The 18,890-nt window shown below is 69.0% G+C and carries 17 protein-coding genes; 7 read left to right on the top strand and 10 right to left on the bottom strand.

The features are described 5' to 3' along the window. Nucleotides 1-38: 38 nt before the first annotated feature. The 7 genes from ACFV9C_RS32500 to ACFV9C_RS32470 all read right to left on the bottom strand — a co-directional run bounded on the left by ACFV9C_RS32500 (nt 39) and on the right by ACFV9C_RS32470 (nt 9,548). Entirely contained in the window at nt 39-2,678 is a 2,640-nt protein-coding gene (locus tag ACFV9C_RS32500) for an alkaline phosphatase family protein (RefSeq protein ID WP_380199429.1), read from the bottom strand. A 123-nt stretch (nt 2,679-2,801) separates the two neighbouring features. After that, the gene (locus ACFV9C_RS32495) at nt 2,802-4,148 is read right to left on the bottom strand and encodes an ABC transporter permease (protein ID WP_380199427.1); all 1,347 of its coding nucleotides are present in this window, start codon (nt 4,146-4,148) and stop codon (nt 2,802-2,804) included. Next, a complete protein-coding gene (locus ACFV9C_RS32490; protein ID WP_380199425.1) occupies nt 4,148-5,068 on the bottom strand; it encodes an ABC transporter ATP-binding protein in 921 nt (306 codons plus the stop codon). Before ACFV9C_RS32490 ends, ACFV9C_RS32495 begins: the two co-directional genes overlap by 1 nt. Before the next feature lie 163 nt (nt 5,069-5,231). Further along, a complete protein-coding gene (locus ACFV9C_RS32485) occupies nt 5,232-5,405 on the bottom strand; it encodes a hypothetical protein (protein ID WP_380199423.1) in 174 nt (57 codons plus the stop codon). A gap of 26 nt (nt 5,406-5,431) precedes the next feature. Next, nucleotides 5,432-7,216 (bottom strand): ABC transporter ATP-binding protein, encoded by a 1,785-nt coding sequence (locus ACFV9C_RS32480; RefSeq protein ID WP_380199421.1) that lies wholly within the window; start codon nt 7,214-7,216, stop codon nt 5,432-5,434. Further along, on the bottom strand, nt 7,209-8,960 hold the full coding sequence (locus ACFV9C_RS32475) for an ABC transporter ATP-binding protein (RefSeq protein ID WP_380199419.1): 1,752 nt from the start codon (nt 8,958-8,960) through the stop codon (nt 7,209-7,211). The genes ACFV9C_RS32480 and ACFV9C_RS32475 overlap by 8 nt, the downstream gene beginning before the upstream one ends. A gap of 129 nt (nt 8,961-9,089) precedes the next feature. Then, nucleotides 9,090-9,548, bottom strand: coding sequence for a nuclear transport factor 2 family protein (locus ACFV9C_RS32470; RefSeq protein ID WP_380199417.1), 459 nt, complete (start codon nt 9,546-9,548; stop codon nt 9,090-9,092). A gap of 54 nt (nt 9,549-9,602) precedes the next feature. Here ACFV9C_RS32470 and ACFV9C_RS32465 point away from each other — a divergent pair, with 54 nt between their 5' ends. Further along, on the top strand, nt 9,603-10,112 hold the full coding sequence (locus tag ACFV9C_RS32465; protein ID WP_380199415.1) for a winged helix-turn-helix transcriptional regulator: 510 nt from the start codon (nt 9,603-9,605) through the stop codon (nt 10,110-10,112). Here the strand turns inward: ACFV9C_RS32465 and ACFV9C_RS32460 are convergent. From ACFV9C_RS32460 to ACFV9C_RS32450, 3 genes are read right to left on the bottom strand one after another with little or no spacing between them, the layout of a single operon-like run. Next, nucleotides 10,086-10,490, bottom strand: coding sequence for a hypothetical protein (locus ACFV9C_RS32460; protein ID WP_380199413.1), 405 nt, complete (start codon nt 10,488-10,490; stop codon nt 10,086-10,088). The genes ACFV9C_RS32465 and ACFV9C_RS32460 overlap by 27 nt on opposite strands. Nucleotides 10,491-10,506: 16 nt before the next feature. Next, entirely contained in the window at nt 10,507-10,866 is a 360-nt protein-coding gene (locus ACFV9C_RS32455) for a VOC family protein (protein ID WP_380199411.1), read from the bottom strand. Nucleotides 10,867-10,897: 31 nt separating this feature from the next. Next, a complete protein-coding gene (locus ACFV9C_RS32450) occupies nt 10,898-12,088 on the bottom strand; it encodes an ROK family protein (RefSeq protein ID WP_380199409.1) in 1,191 nt (396 codons plus the stop codon). A 118-nt stretch (nt 12,089-12,206) separates the two neighbouring features. Between ACFV9C_RS32450 and ACFV9C_RS32445 the strand changes: the two genes are divergently transcribed. From ACFV9C_RS32445 to ACFV9C_RS32420, 6 genes are read left to right on the top strand one after another with little or no spacing between them, the layout of a single operon-like run. Continuing rightward, nucleotides 12,207-13,142 (top strand): ROK family protein, encoded by a 936-nt coding sequence (locus ACFV9C_RS32445; RefSeq protein WP_380199407.1) that lies wholly within the window; start codon nt 12,207-12,209, stop codon nt 13,140-13,142. Between the two features lie 32 nt (nt 13,143-13,174). Next, entirely contained in the window at nt 13,175-14,890 is a 1,716-nt protein-coding gene (locus tag ACFV9C_RS32440) for an ABC transporter substrate-binding protein (RefSeq protein WP_380199405.1), read from the top strand. A 36-nt stretch (nt 14,891-14,926) separates the two neighbouring features. Continuing rightward, nucleotides 14,927-15,925, top strand: a complete 999-nt coding sequence (locus tag ACFV9C_RS32435; RefSeq protein WP_380199403.1) for an ABC transporter permease — start codon at nt 14,927-14,929, stop codon at nt 15,923-15,925. Nucleotides 15,926-15,929: 4 nt separating this feature from the next. After that, entirely contained in the window at nt 15,930-16,862 is a 933-nt protein-coding gene (locus ACFV9C_RS32430; RefSeq protein WP_380199401.1) for an ABC transporter permease, read from the top strand. Beyond that, nucleotides 16,843-17,820, top strand: a complete 978-nt coding sequence (locus ACFV9C_RS32425) for an ABC transporter ATP-binding protein (RefSeq protein ID WP_380199399.1) — start codon at nt 16,843-16,845, stop codon at nt 17,818-17,820. Before ACFV9C_RS32430 ends, ACFV9C_RS32425 begins: the two co-directional genes overlap by 20 nt. Next, nucleotides 17,817-18,845, top strand: coding sequence for an ABC transporter ATP-binding protein (locus ACFV9C_RS32420; protein ID WP_380199397.1), 1,029 nt, complete (start codon nt 17,817-17,819; stop codon nt 18,843-18,845). Before ACFV9C_RS32425 ends, ACFV9C_RS32420 begins: the two co-directional genes overlap by 4 nt. The last annotated feature ends 45 nt before the right edge of the window (nt 18,846-18,890 follow it).

Genomic DNA, 18,890 nt, shown 5'->3' with positions numbered 1-18,890 from the left:
CTACAGGCCGGTTCTTAACTTGTGGTTACCGGAGAGTGTCAGCCGTCGTTCTCGTTGGCCGGGATCACCGCGCCGGGCACGTTCTGCGGCGCGAAGATCTGGCTCTCACCGGGGTACGGCGTCGACCAGTTGTGCGCCTCGTACCAGTTGTAGTGGTTCATCTGGGACGGGTTCGCGAAGTCGGCCCGGGCGTTCGGGCCGGTGGTCCGCTGCTGGTCCTTCCAGGCCGTCCACTGCGCCGCCGTGGCCTCCATACCGGCCGGGACGGTGGCGGCCGGAGCGGCCGCGACGTTCGGGTTCTGCGCCGCCGGGGTGTCGGCGCCGCAGCTCGGCAGCGGGTTCACGCCGCCGGTCAGCGAGGTCCGGTTGGCCAGCGCGGTGAACGGGGTGAAGTCCGGCTTGGGAGTGAACGCGCCGAACATCGGGGTGGCCGCGGTGTCCTTCTGGTTCATCGGCTTCATCCCGAGGATCTGCTCGATCGTCCGGATCATCGTGATCTGCGTGTAGTAGTGGCTGTCCGTGACGCCGTGCTGCGCGTACGGGCTGATGATCTGGATCGGCGCCCGGTGCCCGTCGACGTGGTCGAGCCCGGCCTGCGAGTCGTCCTCGACGATGAAGATCGCCGAGTCCTTCCAGTACTTGCTGTGCGTGATCGCGTCCACGGTCCGGCCGACGGCCAGGTCGTTGTCGGCCACCTGCGCCGGGCCGTTCGCGGTCCCGCCGGTGTGGTCGTTGGAGTACCAGAACATGTTCAGGTTCGCCGGACCGTTCTTCGTGAAGTCCTTCTCCCAGACCTGTTCCTTGTAGATGTCCGGCACTGTGGTGTCGAACTGCGGGAAGCCCTGGACGGCGACCTTGTTCAGCGACGGGATCGCCGAGCCGACCTGGATCGGGTACTTGGTGTCCGCGCCGGCCTGCATCTGCTTGGTGTCGCAGTACAGGTTCTGCCAGCTCGCACCGGCCGGCTTCTGCTCGATCGAGAGGAACTCGCCGTAGTCCTTGACGGACTTGCCGGCCGCCTGCGCGCCGGTCCAGAGGAAGCCGCTCTTCTGGTGGCCGAGGGCATCGTTCTCGGTGTCGTAGCTGCGCAGGTACTCACCGGCCGAGGACTCGGTGTACTCCGGGTTGTCGGCCTGCATCAGCCAGTTGTGGCCCTCGGCGGAGTTCGTGCCGACGTCGTAGGTGTTGTCGTACAGCCCGAACTGGCGGGCCAGTGCGTGCTGGTTCGGCGTCACGTTCTCGCCGTACTGCGTCAGCGCCGGGTTGCCGTTGCCCTCGGGCATGTCGCCGTACACCTGGTCGTAGGTGCGGTTCTCCTTGACGAGCAGGAAGACGTGCTTGATCGTCGAGGGGTCACCGAGCTTCGCCGGAACCGGCACCGGGTTGCGGTGGCCCTGGTCGGTGGCGACCTGCGCCGAGCCGTTCGTCCAGCCGTTCTGGTCGAAGACGGTCTTGGTGTACTTCTTGATCGCCTGGTCGTCCGGCAGCTGGAACTTGGTCAGGCTCGACGTGGTGTCGTGCGTGCCGTGGCCGGCGGCCGTGGTGTCCCGGCGGGCGTCGATACCGCGGGTGTTCGACACCACGATGTCCTTGCCGACCTGCGCGAGCTCGGCCGGGAAGTAGTCGGTCGGCAGCAGGCCCACGTAGCTGACCGGCTCCAGCGGGTTGTTGTACTTGTAGACCGCGACCGCGTTCGCGCGGCCGAGCGAGACCAGCAGGTGGCCGTCGTCGGTGAGCGTGACGCCGTCCGGCTCGTACCCGACCGAGGCTTCGGCCCACGGCTGGGTGGCGATCGTCTGGGTGACCTTGCCCCACTTGGTGTTGATCACCGAGACCGTGTTGCTGGCGGTGTTCGTGACGAACACGGCGCCGTTCTTGGCGTAGATCGCGGTCGGGTGCAGACCCACCGGGATGCTCGCCACCGCGGCGGACGGGTTCGCGGTGTCGATCACGCTGACCGTACCGGTCGTGGTGATCGAGTCGTTGCTGGCGACAACGTTCGTGCCGTACGAGTTGAGGGTCGTGTCGCCGTCCTTGGCGGTCCGGCCACCCTCGTTGCTCACGTACAGCTTGCCGTCGACCATGACCAGGTCGCGCGGCGCGTTGCCGGTCGCCCAGCTCTGCTTGATCGTTCCGGTCGCGGTGTCGATCGCGACCACCCGGTTCTGCCCGTTGACCGCGGAGTACACGGTCGAGCTGTCCGCGGAGAACACTGCCTCGGCCGCGAGCGAGTGCTTCGCGCCGTCGGCCGGGATCGACACGAACGTCGGGTTCGCCAGCGTTCCGTCCGCGTTGACGGTGAACTTCCGGTAGCCGTCGGTCTGCCCCAGCCAGACCTGCTTGCCGTCCGGCGAGTACGACGGGCCTTCCTGGCCGATGTCGTTGCCCGGGATCTTGAGGTCCGCGGCGGCGTTGTTGCCGACGTACTGCTGGACCTTCCAGTTCTTCAGGTCGACGATCGCCAGCGCCATCCCGCCGTCGGTCACCGAGGCGGCCAGGTGGCTGCCGTCGGGGCTGACCGAGGACGACATGATCTTGCCCTTCTGGAGGACGAGACGGTCGCCGAGCGGCTTGAGGTACTGGTCGGACGAGATGACCTGGCCCTTGTCGGTGACCTGGCCGACCTGGTCGTGACCGAAGCCGGTCGTCGAGGCTGCCGCGGTACCACCGAGCGTCACCGCGACGGCCGTGGCACCCGCCGTGACCAGTGGTAATCTGCGGCGCAGGGGACCTGACGAGCCCGCTTCGTCACGCCTGCGGCGGCGTGTTACCTGCATGGGAGTAATCCCTTCGGGTTGGCACTACTTGACGGGTAGCAGTTCGACATTGCCGTCGAACTGCCACAGTGGGTTCGGTTCGTCCCCGGACGGGGTGCGGACCAGGAAGAAGCCGTTCACTTCTTTGGGTCCGTCCCCGTCGGACACGTACCGACCGAGTGGGTTGATGTCGAGCTGGTAGATCGCCGAGCCGGCCACGTCGACCCCCGGGATGTGCCAGCTCACGACGCACCGCCAGTCGTTGCCGGGCCCGCGGGCGGCGACCTGGTCGCCGCCCTTCGTGCACTCGGCAGCGGTCCGCAGCTGAGCCTCGGTGACATCGGCCCGGTTCAGCTGCTTGGTCTGCAGGCGGTACAGGTGGGCGAACTCGACCGCGACCGCGCGCTGCACCTTGTCCTGGTCGATGCCCGAACCGAAGCCGGCCAGCGGAGCGACGGCCGCGGTGCTGACCGCGAGCAGTACGACGAGCGGCACCAGTCCGGCCGTCAACGCCCGGCGGCCGGAGCCGTCGTGCGTCGGGTTCGTGAAGTCGCGGCGTACGAAGAGGAAATAGGCGAGGCCAGTAGCGACGACCGCCCAGGCCAGGCTGACGACGACGCCGATCAGCAGGGGCCCGCTCTGCGCGGGCTCGGTGAAGAGACCGTTCCAGCTGATGAACGCGTACCCGGGCAGCGCCAGCCGGAGCGCGACCGGGATCGGCAACTGCTGCACGATCTGCATCGCGAGCGCGACGACCGCGGGCAGCAGCAGCCCCATCGGCGAGCGGCCCATCGCGACCGAACCGAGCAGGCCGATCGCGGCCAGCGCCAGCGTCGGCGCGAGCGCGCACAGCCAGGCGAGCAGGACCGTGCCGGCCGCGTCGCCCGGCGAGAGCAGGTGGCCGTCGAGGCCGATCAGCTCACGGTTGCCGATGACTAGCAATCCGCTGACCGTGCTCGATACGACCAGGCCGATCACCAGTACGACGATCACGGTCAGGCTGGACAGCGCCTTCGAGACGAAGATCCGGCGCGGCGACCGGACCGCGACCAGCAGGTGCCGCCAGGTGCCGAGCCGGTCCTCGGACGCGAACACGTCCCCGGCGACCAGCGAGGTCAGTAGCGGCAGCGCCCACGATCCCGAGAAGCCCAGCACGACAAGGGGTCCGGCCCAGCCGGTGGCGTGCATCATCCGGCCGAACAGCGTGTCGACCGGCAGCGACGCCTGCTGGCTGACCACGGTCACGAACACCGCGGGAGCGAGCCAGCACGCGACGATCAGGACCCGGACCCGCCACTGCGACAGCAGCTTGACGAGCTCGAACCGGTACCCGCGGGTGATCGGGACCCGGCGTACCACTGGAGTGTCGGGGGCAGCCACGGTGGCTGTCATCAGTTGGTCTCCTGCTGCTCGGTGAGGGCGAGGAAGGCTGCTTCGAGCGGCGACACGACCGGCGCGAGTTCGCGGACGGCGACGTCCTGCCGCACGAGCCGCTTCACGAAGTCGTCCAGCGCGGGCACCGAGGCCGAGACGATCAGCAGCTCCGCGTCGTCGGTCTCGTGCGGGCGGATGCCCGGCGTCTCCCGGGCCAGGCTCCGCGCGGTCACCGGGTTCGAGGTGAGCACCCGGTAGTCGAGCTCGCTGTCCTCGGACGCCAGCTTGCTGATCGGTCCGGTGAACGCGACCCGGCCGGTCGCCAGGATCGTCACCTCCGAACAGAGCGCCTCGACGTCGTCCATCCGATGGCTCGACAGGATCACCGACGTACCGTCGGCGGCCAGCTTCTTCAGTACGCCGTACACGTGCTTCTTACCGGCCGGGTCGAGGCCGTTCGACGGCTCGTCGAGGATCAGCAGACGGGGCTTGGTGAGCAGTGCGGCCGCGAGGCCGAGGCGCTGGCGCATGCCGAGCGAGAAGCCGCGGACCCGGTCGTCGGCCAAGTCGGTCAGGCCGACCTGGTCGAGCACCTCGTCGATCTGGAGCGTCCCGTCGCCGCGCAGCGCGGCCAGTGCGGACAGGTTCTGCCGGGCGGTCATCGACGGGTACAGCCCGGGTCCGTCGACGAAGCCGGCGACCCCGTCGGGTACGGCGAGGGCGCGGCCGACCGGCGTACCGAGAATGTCCAGCGTGCCCTTGTCGGCAACTGCGAGGCCGAGCAGCAGACCGAGCAGCGTGGTCTTGCCGGCACCGTTGGGTCCCACCAGGCCGTGCAACTGGCCGGGTGCGACGTCGAGGTCGACGCCATCGAGCGCCACGACCTCACCGAAGTACTTCGTGATGCCGCGGGCACGGACAGCGGGCGGTGTGTCCATGGTGAATACATTAGAAAGGGATGTACGGCCGCGTGAAGACCGAAGGTTAACTATTGGCGAACGAGCAGCAACTGATTGCAGCCAACCTCTCAGTCACTTCTCAGTTCCGTCTCAATATCTACTCGCTGTCGCTTCGTGTCGTTGACACCGAGACCTTCTTCAACTATGTCCTCGCCAAGGCCGGCGTGCTGCTCGACGCGATCGCGAGCGCCCGGCCGGACGAGAGCCCGGGCCAGGTCCTGCACCGAGCGGTCCGGGAGTACGCCGCACATCGCCGGCCGCAGACGCCGTTCCGCGACGCCGCGCAGGTGTCCGCGGTCTCGCGGCTCGTGCTCACCACACCAGACCTGCAGGCGAACGGCGCTAACGGTAGGCGCGGGCCTGGAGTTCGAAGAGTTCGGCGTAGCGGCCGCCGGCGGCGAGCAGGTCCTCGTGGGTGCCGAACTCCTCGACGTGGCCGCGGTGCATCACCACGATCAGGTCGGCCATCCGGACGGTCGAGAACCGGTGGGACACCAGCACGGTGATCCCGCCGGTCTCGGCCGCGGCGATCTTCGCGGCCTCGGCGTACTGCTCGTAGAGCCGGTGCTCCGCCTCCGGGTCGAGCGCCGCGGTCGGCTCGTCCAGCAGCAGGAGCAGCGGGCGCTCACGCATGAACGCCCGGGCCAGCGCGAGCCGCTGCCACTGCCCGCCGGACAGCTCCACGCCGTCGGTGAACTTCTTGCCCAGCTGGGAGTCCAGCCCCCGCGGCAGCCCGGCGACGACCGCCTCGGCGTCACCGCGGACGACGGCCGCCCGGACCGCGTCCTCGTCGCCGGCCCGCTCCAGGTCGCCGATCCCGACCACCTCGCGGACGGTGAACTCGAACTTCACGAAGTCCTGGAACCCGGCCGACAGCTGCGACCGCCACGCGTCCGGCTGAATCGTCGCCAGGTCCTCGCCGTCGACCAGGATCCGCCCGGACGTCGGGTCGTACATCCGCGCCAGCAACTTCACCAACGTCGTCTTGCCCGCGCCGTTCTCCCCCACCAGCGCGACCGCCGCCCCGGCCGGCACCTTCAGATCGATCCCGCTCAGCACCGCGGTCTCCGAACCGGGATAGGCGAATCCGACGTCCCGCAGCTCGATCCCGTCGGTGATCCGGGCCGGCGCCGGCGTCCGGCTCGACCGCCACGCGTTCTGCTTCGCGTACTCCCGCAGCCAGTCGTACCGGCTGAAGCTCCTGACCACCTCGCCGACCCAGTACACGTTCTGCGCGATACCGCCGGTCATCTGGTCCACCTGCGGCGCGAGCAGCAGCACCAGTACGACGTCACCGGCCGAGGCGTGCCCGTTCCGCGCCCGCGCGACCACCCACACGATCGCGGCGGCGTACGCCAGACCGAACACCAGCCGGACCGCGCCGTCGACCTTCCCGCCCCAGCGCGCGGCCGCGACCCGGCGCTCGAACCGCTCGGTCTGCAACGCGAAGATCCTGTCCAGCAAGACCTTCCCGAGCCCGAACACGCGCACCTCGAGGCCCGTCCGCGGGTCCTTCGCGACCTCGATCAGCCGCTCGACGAGCCGCTCCTGCGGCATCGAGTCCTCCCACGCCTTCTGCTGCCGGGTGCTGCTCAGGTACGCCGACCAGATCCGCACGCCGCCGAGCAACGGCAGCGCGAGCAGCACCGGATGCACCGACCCGAGCAGCGTCAGCACGGTGACCGTGTTGGTCACGGTGGCGAACGCCCACAGCAGTACCTCGGCGCCGACGCCCATCCGCCATGCCCGTTCCCGGACCAGCTCCAGCCGGTCCGCGACGTCCGGCCGCTCGTGGTGCGTGAGCCCCGGGATGCCGGTCGTCACGTCCAGCAGGTCGGCGTGCACGCGGCCCGCCATCCGCTCCTGGGCGGTGTCCTGCAGCGGCGTACCGAGTCCGTCGGCGAGGAACGACACCGCCAGACCGCCGACGATGACCGCGACCCCGAACGTGATCGTGCTCGACTGCTCGGACGCGATCCCCTGCACCAAGCGGCTGACGCCGTACGTCTGCGCCGGAGCTGTGATCGCCCGGGCAGCGACGAGCACCGTCGAGATCGTCATCAGCCACGGCGCCGCCCGGAACGACGTGGTGATCCACAACCACAGGATCCGCAAGGACTTAGGCATCCACGGCCTCCGGCCCGGTCACGTACCGCTCGGCCTGCAGGTGGAACATCCCGGCGTACTCGCCGTCCAGCGCGAGCAGCTCCTCGTGCGTGCCGTCCTCGACGATCCGGCCGTCGGACAGCACGCAGATCCGGTCGGCGTTCCGCACCACCGAGAACCGGTGCGAGATGATCAGCGACGCCACGCCCGAGGTCAGCTCGAGGTACCGCTCGACGAGCTCCGACTCCGCCCGGACGTCGAGCGCCGCCGCCGGCTCGTCCAGCACCAGCACGCCGGCGCCCGCGTGCACCGCGAACAACGCCCGCGCCAACGCGACCCGCTGCCATTCGCCGCCGGACAGGTCGACGCCGCCGTCGAACGTCTTGTCCAGGATCGTGTCCCAGCCCTTCGGCAGCCGCCGTACGACGTCGTCGATCCCGGACTCGCGCGCGACCCGGGCCAGCGTCAGCTCGTCCCCCGCACGCTCGACCGCGCCGAACACGACGTTGTCCGTCACGGTCAGCGGGAACCGCACGAAGTCCTGCACGATCGCCGCGACCCGCCGCTGCCACGCCGCCAGGTCGAGCTCGGCGAGATCGACGCCGTCGACCAGGATCCGCCCGCTGGTCGGCTGGTACGCGCCGCCGAGCAGCTTCACCAGTGTCGACTTCCCCGCGCCGTTGATCCCCACCAGCGCCAAGGCCTCGCGGGCGTTGATCGTGAGGTCGAGGTCCCGCAGCACGGCCTTGTCGGAGCCCGGGTAGTGGAAGCTGACCTTCTCGAACCGGATCTCCCGGGCCGGCATCGTCTCGACCCGGTGCTTCGTCGTGACGACCGGCTCCGGGTGCCGGGTCGCGATCGTGCCCGGCAGGTCGCGCATCGCCCGGTACGCCGAGAGTCCGCGGCGGACCTGCACCACGCCGAAGCCGTTGCTGGACTGGCCGATCGCGAGGATCGCGGGCAACGTGGTGGCGACTTGCGTGAGCGGCAGCGAGCCGTTGTACGCCGCCCGGCCGACGGCGAGGATCGCGATCCCGTTCGCGATCAGGTGCACGCCGCCGATCAGCAGCGACCACTTCGCGTTGGTCCGCCGGCGCGCCCAGACCGGGCGGTACCCGTCCGTCCACTCGCGCACGTACCGGTCGACCAGCCAGTGGTGCAGGCCGAAGACCCGCAGCTCCTTCGGCGCGTCCCGCATGCCGAGGTTGAAGACGTAGTGCGCGCGCCGCTGCTCCTCGGTGTTCCCCCACCAGACGTCGATCTCGCGCTCGATCAGGCGGCCGCCGTACCACTCCAGCAGGAACGTCACCGCGACCAGCATCGCCGCCACCCACCACTCGAACATCGAGCCGACGATCAGCGCCGAGCCGACCAGCGTCACCCGGCTCGCGAGCAGCCAGGGCAGGTTGCCGAGCCCCTGCGCGAGGTGGAACCCGCCCTTGCCCTTCGCCCGCTCCTGCACGTCGAGCACCTCGGCGTCCTCGAGGTGTGCGATCCGGTGCGGCGCGAGCAGCGGCCCGGTGATGCCGGTGCCGATCGCGCGGACCAGGCCGGCGTCCATCACCATCGACGCGACCTGCTGCACCGCGGGTTTCAGGCTGTCCACGACGAACACGACGAGCAACCCACCGAGCAACCAGCTGAACTCACCGATCGGCATCGCCCCCGGGCCGTGCTCGACCACCCCGGGAACCGCCCCGACGACCCGGCCGGTCAGCAACGTGACCGCCATCCCCAGCAGCGAGCCGAAGACAGCCAGACCCATCGTCAGAAGGGTGCTTCCAGGTGCAACCCGAACGCCGTACCGCAACAGAGTCAGCACCTGACCGACCGTAGACTCCCGCACCGACAAAACGCACCCGAGTTTCCGGACCGGACCGCAAAACCGCCGGATTCAGCCGATGATTGGTGCCGCGTGGGCCTCCTCGTAGCCGGCGGCGGCGAGGCGGTCCAGGGTGCGTTCGAGGACCGAGGTGTCCTCCAGCGTGCGGACCTCGGTGATCTTGCCCCACCGGATCCGCACGAACTGGTGTACGACGTTCTCGTACGTCGACCCGTCCACCACGTTCACGTGCACGGTGACCGCCGTCGCCGCCAGCGTGTTCCACGGCCAACCGCTGACGATCACGTCCCGTACGTCGAACTTTGTCCCGGGCAGCAGCCGGAAGCAGCGCTCCCACCAGCGTCGCAGCGCGTCGTGCGTACGCCGTTCACCGCCCAGCGCGTGCTCTCCGTAGAACCGGTAGGTGAACGACGGCGCCATCCCGGCCACCATCGCCTCCCAGTTCCCCGCGCTGATCTGTGCGAACGCGTTCCGCACCTGCCGCGCCACCACCCAGTGGTAAATGCCCATGACCCCACCGTAGAACCAGTGAGTTCAATGACGCAACTGACTACACTGACCGTCATGCGGAACACCAGCTTCGCCTCGATGCACTGCTCGCTCGCCCAGTCCCTGGAGCTGATCGGCGACTGGTGGACGCCGTTGGTACTGCGTGACCTCTACCTGGGCCTGAACCGTTTCGACCAGTTCGTGACGGACCTCGGCATCTCCCGCAACCTTCTCACCGACCGGCTCGCCACCCTCGTCGAGGGCGGCCTGGTGCAGCGGACGCCGTACCAGCAGAACCCGGTCCGCTACCGCTACGAGCTGACCGAGGCCGGGCAGGAACTCGTACCGATCCTGATGGCGCTCACGGCCTGGGGCGACCGCTGGGCGACTCCCCCGGCGGGCCAGCCGATCCGCTTCACGCACACGACGTGCGGCAAGGTCACCACACCCACGGTCTGCTGCTCCGAGTGCGGCGAGGCGCTCGCGACCGAGAACGTCGTACCGTCACCGGGACCCGGCGGCCGGACCGCTCCCGGTACGGCGTTGATCGCGACGGTCCTAGGACTCGAGCCGAAGGCGGAGTAGCTCGGCGAGCGGCATCGACTCGCCGTCGCGGGCGCCCTGCCCGACCACGAGCGGCGGATCGGACGGCTGCACCTGGACACCGGCGATGCGCGCCTTGAGGCTCGCCGGTACGCCGAGGATGTAGAAGTTCCCGTCGACGTCGACGGCGAGCGACCGGTTGCGGCGCAGGTACCACCCGGTCAGCGTGGTCCGGTAGCTGGCGTTCGACCCGACGACCTGCGCCCGCAGCGGCTCGGGCTCGACGCCGCGCCCGCGCAGCTGCGCGATGAACTCCTGCAGCAGCTTCCGCGCCTGCGCGGTCTCCGAAGCCTTCTTCCGCTCCAGCGCCGCCGCATGCTCAGCCGCCGCCTGCCGTCGTTCCTCGCGCCAGCTCGTCACGCCCTCACTCTATTTGTCAGTCGACACACAGGCAGAACGGGTGCCCGGCCGGATCGAGGAAGACCCGGAACGACGTACCCGGCTGGTGCTCCGGCTTCGTGGCACCGATCGCCAGTACTTCGGGCTCGGCCTCGTCGAGGTCGCGCACCATCACGTCGAGGTGCAGCTGCTGCGGCACGTCCTGGGTCGGCCAGGTCGGCGCCTTGTAGTTCTCGACCTGCTGGAAGCAGATGCAGTTGCTGCCGTCCTCGGGGCGGATCTCGGCCCACCCGTCGTCGGTCTTCACCGTCCAGCCCAGCAGCTCGCCGTAGAAGGCGCCGAGGGCCGCGGCGTCCGGGCAGTCGATGACGAAACTCGGGTACATCGCGATAGTCATGGCCCGGACTCTAGTGCGAGAACCGGACGGTCTACGTCCGGTTCTCCGCGGAATTTCCGGCCAGTGTCCGCCAAGCCCGATCAAGCCCGGCCGCGACACACCCGGCGACCACAGTCTCCGAGCCGAGCACGCTCGCCTTCACCTCGGGCATCACCGGCGCGAGCGCCCGCAACTGCTTGCTGACCGCCTCGAGGAACCCCGGCGCCTGCCCAATACCACCACCGAGCACGACCAGGTCGGGATCGACGACAGTAATAACAGTGCACACCGCCTTCGCCACCAGGAGCGCTTCCTCGGCAACGACCGCCGCCGCGAGCGCATCACCACGAGCAGCGGCCGCGAACACCTTCTCCGCCGTCGACGCGCCGCGGACCCCGGCCCGGCGAGCCGCCCGTACGACGGCAGCCGCCGACGCCGACGCGTCGAACCCGCCGCGCTTGCGGGCGTCCCGTGGATCGCTACCGGACCCCTCGGTGAACGGCAGGTACCCGATCTCGCCCGCGACCCCGTGCGATCCGTGCCGCAGCTTCCCGTCCAGCACCAGTCCCATGCCGATACCCGTGCCGACGCTGACGAACGCGAAGCTGTCGACGTCCCGCCCGTGACCGTGCACCCGTTCCGCGATCGCGGCGGCGTCCACGTCGTTCTCGATCATCAACGTCGGACCGAACCGGTCCCGCAACGCGGTCAGCGTCGCCGGCGAGTCCCACCCGGACAACCGCCCGGTCAACGTCAGCGCATCCAGCCGCGGGTCGTACACACCCGGACTGCCGAGCACCGTCTGAGTCAGTTGCCCGACCGCGATGCCGGCCTCGTCCGCCAGCGCCGCCGCCAGGTCCACCAGTTCCTGGATCCGCGCCATCGCGTCACCGGCCTTGGTCCGCACACTCGACCGGGCCCGGAACGTCCCGGACAGGTCTGCGACCGCACCGCGCAGGTACTCCCGCCCGACATCCAGCCCCAGCACGAAGCCGGCCTCCGGACGGACTTCGTACAGGCTGGCGGCCGGACCCGGTACGCCGGTGCGCTGCCCGGTCACGTGGACGAGTCCGGCACGCTCCAGGGAGCCCAGCGCCGCGGAGACGGTCGGCTTCGAGAGACTTGCCAGCCCGGCCAGTTCCGTCCGCGAGATCGGGCCCGATCGCCGGATGTGGTCGAGCAGTACCTGTTCGTTGATCTCCCGGATCAGCTGCGGGCGTGCTCCGCCGGCGGTAACTGTCACGATCGGCCCCCCTCGCTAACAACTCGGCCACCAAGTTCCGGTGATCCCTTGTGGTTCCGGTGATTGTTAAGTTAGTTTCCAATCGATTCTATTGGTCGGCGCGAGGAGGTGCCACCCCGTGGTTTCGACACCGGTCGTCCTGGGGCTGGACTTCGGCGGTACGAAGATCGCCGTGGCCGTCGGCGACCTGTCCGGTCGCCGGCTGGGCGCGACGACCGTCGACAGCCAGGTCGAGTCCGGTGGTGCCGCGGAGGCGATGGCGCGCGGCCTGACCGCGGCCCGCGACCTGCTCGCCGAGGTCGCGCCGGACCAGGAGCTCGCCGGCGTCGGCGCGGCCACGCTGGGCATCCCGTACGACGACCACGTCGAACTCGCGCCGACCTTCCCGGGCTGGGGCGAGCTGCCCTTCGGGCGGCTGATCCGCGACGGGTTCCCCGGCGTACCGGTGCGGCTGGCGACCGACGTCAAGGCCGCGGCCGAGGCCGAGCTGCGCTGGGGCGCGCTGGCCGGCTCCGACCCCGGGCTCTACCTCAACCTCGGCACCGGTCTCGCGATCGCGATCGTTGCCGGCGGCACCGTTCTGACCGGGGCGCACGGCGCGTCCGGCGAGATCGGCTACGACCTGCGCTCCCCCGCCGACGTGTACGTCGACGGCGCCGAGCGCACGATCCTGGAACACGTCGTCAGCGGTCAGGCGCTCGAGACCACCGGGTCCGCCCGGCTCGGCCGCCCGGTCACGGCCGCCGACGTCTTCACGATGGCGCGGACCCAACCGGACGCCGCCGTCCTCACCGACGAGTTCGTCCGGGAGCTGGCGATGCATCTGGCCAACCTGGCCATCGCGATCGATCCGGACCGGATCGTCGTCGGCGGCGGCCTGGTCCGCTCCTGGGACCAGCTCGAACCCGGCCTGCGGCGCGCCCTCGACGCGGCCGTACCGTTTCCGCCGGAGCTGTCGGTGGCCCGGTTCCCAACGGACGCACCGCTGATCGGAGCGCTCGCCCTCGGCGTCGAGGCGGCAGGGGTCGTCCTCGGTGCGGAAGCATTCGCATGAGACGGATTTCCAGTAGCGAAAGGCAGAAGTCGATGAGGGGCATCACACGCATCGCGGTCGCCACGATCGCGGTCGGCGCACTGACCGCGGGCTGCGGCGGTGGCGACAAGCCGATCGGGAGCGCAAGCTCGTCCAACCCGTCGACGTCGACCAGCAGTGGCGGCGGGGGCGGCGGCGAGCACAAACAGGGCGGTACCGTCACGATCGCCAACGTCGGCGGACAGACCTGGCCGTGCCAGTTCAACCCGTTCAACCCGGCGGTCAACCAGGAGTCCAGCGGGTTCGTCTACGAGCCGCTGACCTTCGTGAACGTGCTGAAGGCCGGCGCCACCACGCCGATGCTGGCGACCGACTTCACCTGGTCGCCGAAGAAGGACTCGATCGTCTTCACCATCCGCGACGGCGTGAAGTGGAGCGACGGGCAGCCGTTCACCGCGGACGACGTCGTCTACACCTTCACCCGGATGAAGGAGCAGCCGGCCCTCGACCTGTACTCGCTGTGGACCGGCGCCGGGCTGACCAGCGTCACCGCGGCCGGCAACAAGGTCACGCTGAAGTTCAAGGCCGCCGCCGAGCCGTACTTCTTCAACTTCGCCGGCCAGGTCGGCATCGTGCCGAAGCACATCTGGTCGACCGGCGAGGCAGCGTCCAAGCCCGCCACCTGGGCGGACCCGAAGCCGGTCGGCACCGGACCGTTCACGGTCGAGTCCTGCAGCTCGAACAACATCTCGTACGTCGCGAACCCGTCGTACTGGCAGCCGGGCAAGCCGTACATCCAGAAGGTGCAGTACCCGGCGTACCTGGACAACAACCCGGCCAACCTCGACCTGGCCAGCGGCAAGGCGCAGTGGGGTGGCCAGTACATCCCGAACATCGACAACTTCTACAAGTCGAAGTCGCCGAGCAACAACTACTGGTTCCCGCCGACCGCGAACGTCGCGATCGTCCCGAACAACGACCCGTCCCGCCCGGCGACCAGCAAGCTGCCGGTCCGGCAGGCGATCGCGTACGCGCTCGACCGGGAGCAGATCTCGAAGATCGGTGAGAGCGGGTACCAGCCGGCCGCGAACCAGACCGGCGTCGTCACGCCGACCTTCGACAAGTACTTCGACAGCGCCGCACTGAGCGCGGCCGGGTACGACAAGCAGAACCTGGACAAGGCGAAGCAGCTGCTGCAGAGCGCCGGGTACTCCGACTCGAACAAGCTGAAGCTGAACATCATCACGGTCACCGGCTACACCGACTGGGACGCGTCGCTGGCGGTCGTCAAGCAGCAGCTCGCCAAGGCCGGCATCGAGCTGACGATCCAGGACCTGCAGCAGCAGTCGTACAACCAGAAGCTGTTCACCGGTGACTACGACCTGGCGTACGCGAGCCAGTCCGGCGGCCCGACCCCGTACTACGAGCTGCGGCAGCTGCTGTACTCGAAGAACACCGCGCCGATCGGCAAGCAGGCGAACAGCAACTACTCGCGCTACTCCAAGCCCGAGGTGGACAAGCTGTTCGACTCCTACGCCGCCGCCGACCCGGACACGCAGGTCAAGCTGATCAAGCAGATCTCGTCGTACATGATCAAGGACGTGCCGGTGATCCCGACCACCGAGTCGGTCGACTGGTACCAGTACAACACCAAGGACCTGCAAGGCTGGCCGACCCAGGACGATCCGTACGCGCAGCCGGCGCCGTACAACATCCCGGACGTCGGTCAGGTGCTGGCCAACCTGTATTCGCAGTCCGCCCAGAAGTAAGGATCAGTAGAGCGTGAGCACGAGGAGCTGGTGGGAGTGCGATACCTGATACGTCGTCTCGGGTTCTTCGTGCTCACGCTGTGGGCGGCGATGACGCTGAACTTCTTCATCCCGCGGCTGATGCCGGGCAGTCCCGAGGAAGCACTGCGGGAACGCCTGAGCAAGGGCGGTGCGGTGGTCACACCCGAGCAGTTGCGCACGGTGCTGGCCGAGTTCGGCTTCGACCCGAACAAGAACGTCCTGCTGCAGTACGGCGAGTACCTGAAGTCGATGGTCACCGGGCACTGGGGTGTCTCGATCGGCAGCAGTCTCGGCGTACCGGTGACGACGTTGATCGGCAGCGCGCTGCCGTGGACGCTCGGCCTGGTCGGCATCGCGACCGTACTGGCGTTCGTCCTCGGCACGCTGATCGGCACGGTGGCCGGCTGGCGGCGCGGCGGGCTGATCGACGGCATCGTGCCACCGGTGTTCATCGTCACGTCGGCGTTGCCGTACTTCTGGGTGGCGCTGCTGCTGATCTCGCTGTTCGCGATCGGCGACAACCCGGTGCTGCCGAACGACTTCAACTACGACCAGGGACTGACACCGGCGTTTACTGGTGAGTTCATCTGGAGCGTGATCAAGCACGGCATCCTGCCGGCCTCGACGATCCTCGTCACCGCGGTCGGCGGCTGGATCCTGACCATGCGGAACAACATGGTCACCACGCTCGCCGAGGACTACGTCCGGATGGCGCGGGCGAAGGGCATCCCCGGTCGCAAGATCATGTTCGGGTACGCCGGCCGGAACGCGTTCCTGCCGAACCTGTCCGGGTTCGCGATGTCGCTCGGCTTCGTGATCTCCGGGACGATCCTGGTCGAGTACGTGTTCAACTACCCCGGCCTGGGTTACATGTTCTACAACGCCACGGTGAGCACCGACTATCCGTTGCTGCAGGCACTCTTCCTGCTGGTGACGCTCGCGGTGCTGATCTGTGTCCTGCTCTGCGACTTCGCGGTGTTCCTGCTCGACCCGCGCGCCCGGACGAAGGGATGAACCGATGAGTGCAGTTGTTGCCGGTGCGTCGGCACCCGTCGCGGGAGCCACTCGCCGTCCGCGGGGTGGGCTGTTCCGGGCCATCCTCCGGAACCGGAAGGCTGTCGTCGGGGCCGGCCTGTTGATCCTCTTCGTCCTGCTCGCCGCGTTCCCCGGGCTGTTCGTCCCGGGGGCGCACCACGACCCGCAGGCGATCGGCGACCTGCCGCTGCAGCACCCGTCGGGCAGCCACTGGCTCGGTACGACGGGACTCGGGCAGGACGTGTACGCGCAGCTCATCTACAGCACCCGTGAGTCCCTGGTGATCGCCGTCGTCGCCGGGCTGGGTGCCACGATCTTGTCGGTCATCATCGGCGTGTCAGCGGCGTATCTGGGCGGGTTCGCCGACGACGGTCTGTCGATGCTGACCGACATCTTCCTGGTACTCCCGACGTTCCCGCTGATCATCGTGCTGGCGACGTACGCCGGCAAGGGCAACCTGACCGTGATCATCATCGTGCTGATCCTCACCGGCTGGTCGTACGGCGCCCGGCAGATGCGGGCGCAGGCACTGTCGCTGCGGAACCGGGACTTCCTGGAATCGGCGCGGGTCCGCGGCGAGCGGCGCTCGTACATCATCGTGGTCGAGGTACTGCCGACGATGATCTCGCTGATCGTCGCGAACTTCCTCGGCGCGGCCCTGTACTCCGTGCTGACCGCCGCCGGCCTGCAGTTCCTCGGGCTCGGCGACCCCAACTCGCTGAGCTGGGGCACGATGCTCTACTGGGCGCAGAACCAGGGCGCCCTGGTGAACGGACTGCCCGCGTGGGCGCTCTCGCCGGGTCTGGCGGTCGCGCTGCTCGGCGTCTCGTTCGCCCTGCTCAACTACGCGTTCGACGAGATCAGCAACCCCGCGCTGCGGCCGGTTCGGAGGCGACGTGCCAGAACAGCTTCTTGAGGTCCGCGACCTCACCGTCGAGTACGACACCGGCGCGCGGCCGGTCGTCGCGGTCGACCACGTGGACCTCGACGTACACGCCGGCGAGTTCGTCGGGGTGGTCGGCGAGTCCGGCTGCGGCAAGTCGACGCTGCTGTTCGCGATCGCGCACCTGCTGTCCTCGCCGGCCGCGATCACCGGCGGCAGCGTGCGGTTCAACGGGCAGAACCTGGTCACGATGAGCGAGAAGAAGCTGGCCGCGATGCGCTGGCGGGACTTCTCGGTGGTGATGCAGAGCGCGATGAACGCGCTGAACCCCGTGCTCAGCATCGGCGCGCAGTTCCGGGACACGATCATGGCGCACGACGAGGTGGTCGACGACGGCCGGTCCGCCGAGGTGCTGCGGCTGGTCGGCATCGATCCCATTCATCTGAAGAGCTACCCGCACCAGTTGAGCGGCGGGATGCGGCAGCGGGCGATGATCGCGATGGCGCTGCTGTTCACGCCGGACCTGATCATCATGGACGAGCCGACGTCCGCGCTGGACGTGGTCGCGCAGCGGTCGCTGATGGTGCAGATCAAGGAGCTGCAGAAGAAGCTCGGGTTCGCGGTCATCTTCGTCACCCACGACATGTCGCTCGTCAGTCACTTCTCGGACAAGCTCGTGGTGATGTACGCCGGGCAGGTGGTCGAGTTCGGCGACACCCGCGCGGTGTTCGACCACCCGGAACATCCTTACAGTGCTGGGCTGCTGGACGCGTTCCCGTCGATCCGCGGGCCGAAGGTCCCGTTGACCGGGATCCCGGGCGCGCCGCCGAACCTCGCATCACCGCCGCCGGGGTGCCGGTTCCAGCCGCGCTGCCCGAAGGCGTTCGAGGACTGCCCCAAGATCGAGCCCGAGCTGTACCAGGTCGGCGCCGTACAGGCTCGCTGCCTGCTGCACGCGCCGGCGATCCAGTCCGAGCGGGAGGTGTCATGACGTCCGCCGAGGCCGCTGTGGCCGACGAGGCCGGGACCGCCGGTGCGCCGGTGCTCGAGGCAAAGGACCTGACCCGGCACTTCCGGGTCGGGCGCGGGTTCTCGCCGCAGCTGCTGCACGCGGTCGACGAAGTGAACTTCACGATCGGACGCCAGGAGATCGTCGCGCTCGCCGGGGAGAGCGGCAGCGGGAAGAGCACGATCGCGCGACTGCTCGCGGGTGTGTACAAGCCGACCGCCGGTGAGATCTTCTACCAGGGCCGGGCGCTGTCGACGCTCCGCTCCCGGAAGGACCAGTTGTCGTACCGGGGCGACGTACCGATGGTGTTCCAGGACCCGTTCAGTTCGCTGAACCCGGCGTTCCGGGTGTCGCACGGCGTACTGCGGTCGCTGAAACTGCACCGGCCGGAGCTCGACCGGCAGCAGCGGTACGTCGAAGCGGAGCGGGTGATCGAGGCGGTCGGGCTGACGCCGGCGGCGGACATCATGAACCGCTTCCCGTACGAGCTGAGCGGTGGCCAGCGGCAACGGATCGGGTTCGCGCAGGCGCTCGCGCACAAGCCGAAACTGATCCTCGCCGACGAGCCGGTGTCGATGCTCGACGTCTCGATCCGGATCGGCCTGCTGAACCTGATGGCCGAACTGCGCGAGTCGCAGGGCGTCTCGTTCCTGTACATCACCCACGACATCGCCAGCGCCCGGTACGTCGCCGACCGGCTGATGATCATGTACGCCGGCCACGTGGTCGAGACCGGCCCGACCGAATCGGTCCTGCAGAACCCGAAGCACCCGTACACCGACCTCCTGCTCGGCGCCGTCCCCGACCCCCGGGCCCCCCTCAGCACCGGCATCGAGGGCGACACCGGCGAACCTCCCAAGGTCATCGACCCCACCCCCGGCTGCCGCTTCCGCTGGCGCTGCCCCCTCGCCATCGACAAGTGCCACTCGGTCACCCCCGAACTCCGCACCCTCGGCAAGAACCACCAGGCCGCCTGCCACGTAGCCGAACCCGACATCGGCACCTGACCGGCCGCTGTCCCGCCGCCGGACCTCCCCTGCACCGGCGGCGGG

Source organism: Kribbella sp. NPDC059898, assembly GCF_042730855.1.
Lineage (GTDB): Bacteria > Actinomycetota > Actinomycetes > Propionibacteriales > Kribbellaceae > Kribbella.
Note: the sequence above shows the minus strand (reverse complement) of the source record. Positions and strands in the feature narration are given on the sequence as shown.

Bases quoted from the DNA above. Each gene is read 5' to 3' on its own strand.
- ACFV9C_RS32495 (WP_380199427.1), bottom strand. From the start codon at position 4,148: ATGACAGCCACCGTGGCTGCCCCCGACACTCCAGTGGTACGCCGGGTC.
- ACFV9C_RS32490 (WP_380199425.1), bottom strand. From the start codon at position 5,068: ATGGACACACCGCCCGCTGTCCGTGCCCGCGGCATCACGAAGTACTTC.
- ACFV9C_RS32480 (WP_380199421.1), bottom strand. From the start codon at position 7,216: ATGCCTAAGTCCTTGCGGATCCTGTGGTTGTGGATCACCACGTCGTTC.
- ACFV9C_RS32475 (WP_380199419.1), bottom strand. From the start codon at position 8,960: ATGGGTCTGGCTGTCTTCGGCTCGCTGCTGGGGATGGCGGTCACGTTG.
- ACFV9C_RS32470 (WP_380199417.1), bottom strand. From the start codon at position 9,548: ATGGGCATTTACCACTGGGTGGTGGCGCGGCAGGTGCGGAACGCGTTC.
- ACFV9C_RS32465 (WP_380199415.1), top strand. From the start codon at position 9,603: ATGCGGAACACCAGCTTCGCCTCGATGCACTGCTCGCTCGCCCAGTCC.
- ACFV9C_RS32455 (WP_380199411.1), bottom strand. From the start codon at position 10,866: ATGACTATCGCGATGTACCCGAGTTTCGTCATCGACTGCCCGGACGCC.
- ACFV9C_RS32440 (WP_380199405.1), top strand. From the start codon at position 13,175: ATGAGGGGCATCACACGCATCGCGGTCGCCACGATCGCGGTCGGCGCA.
- ACFV9C_RS32430 (WP_380199401.1), top strand. From the start codon at position 15,930: ATGAGTGCAGTTGTTGCCGGTGCGTCGGCACCCGTCGCGGGAGCCACT.
- ACFV9C_RS32420 (WP_380199397.1), top strand. From the start codon at position 17,817: ATGACGTCCGCCGAGGCCGCTGTGGCCGACGAGGCCGGGACCGCCGGT.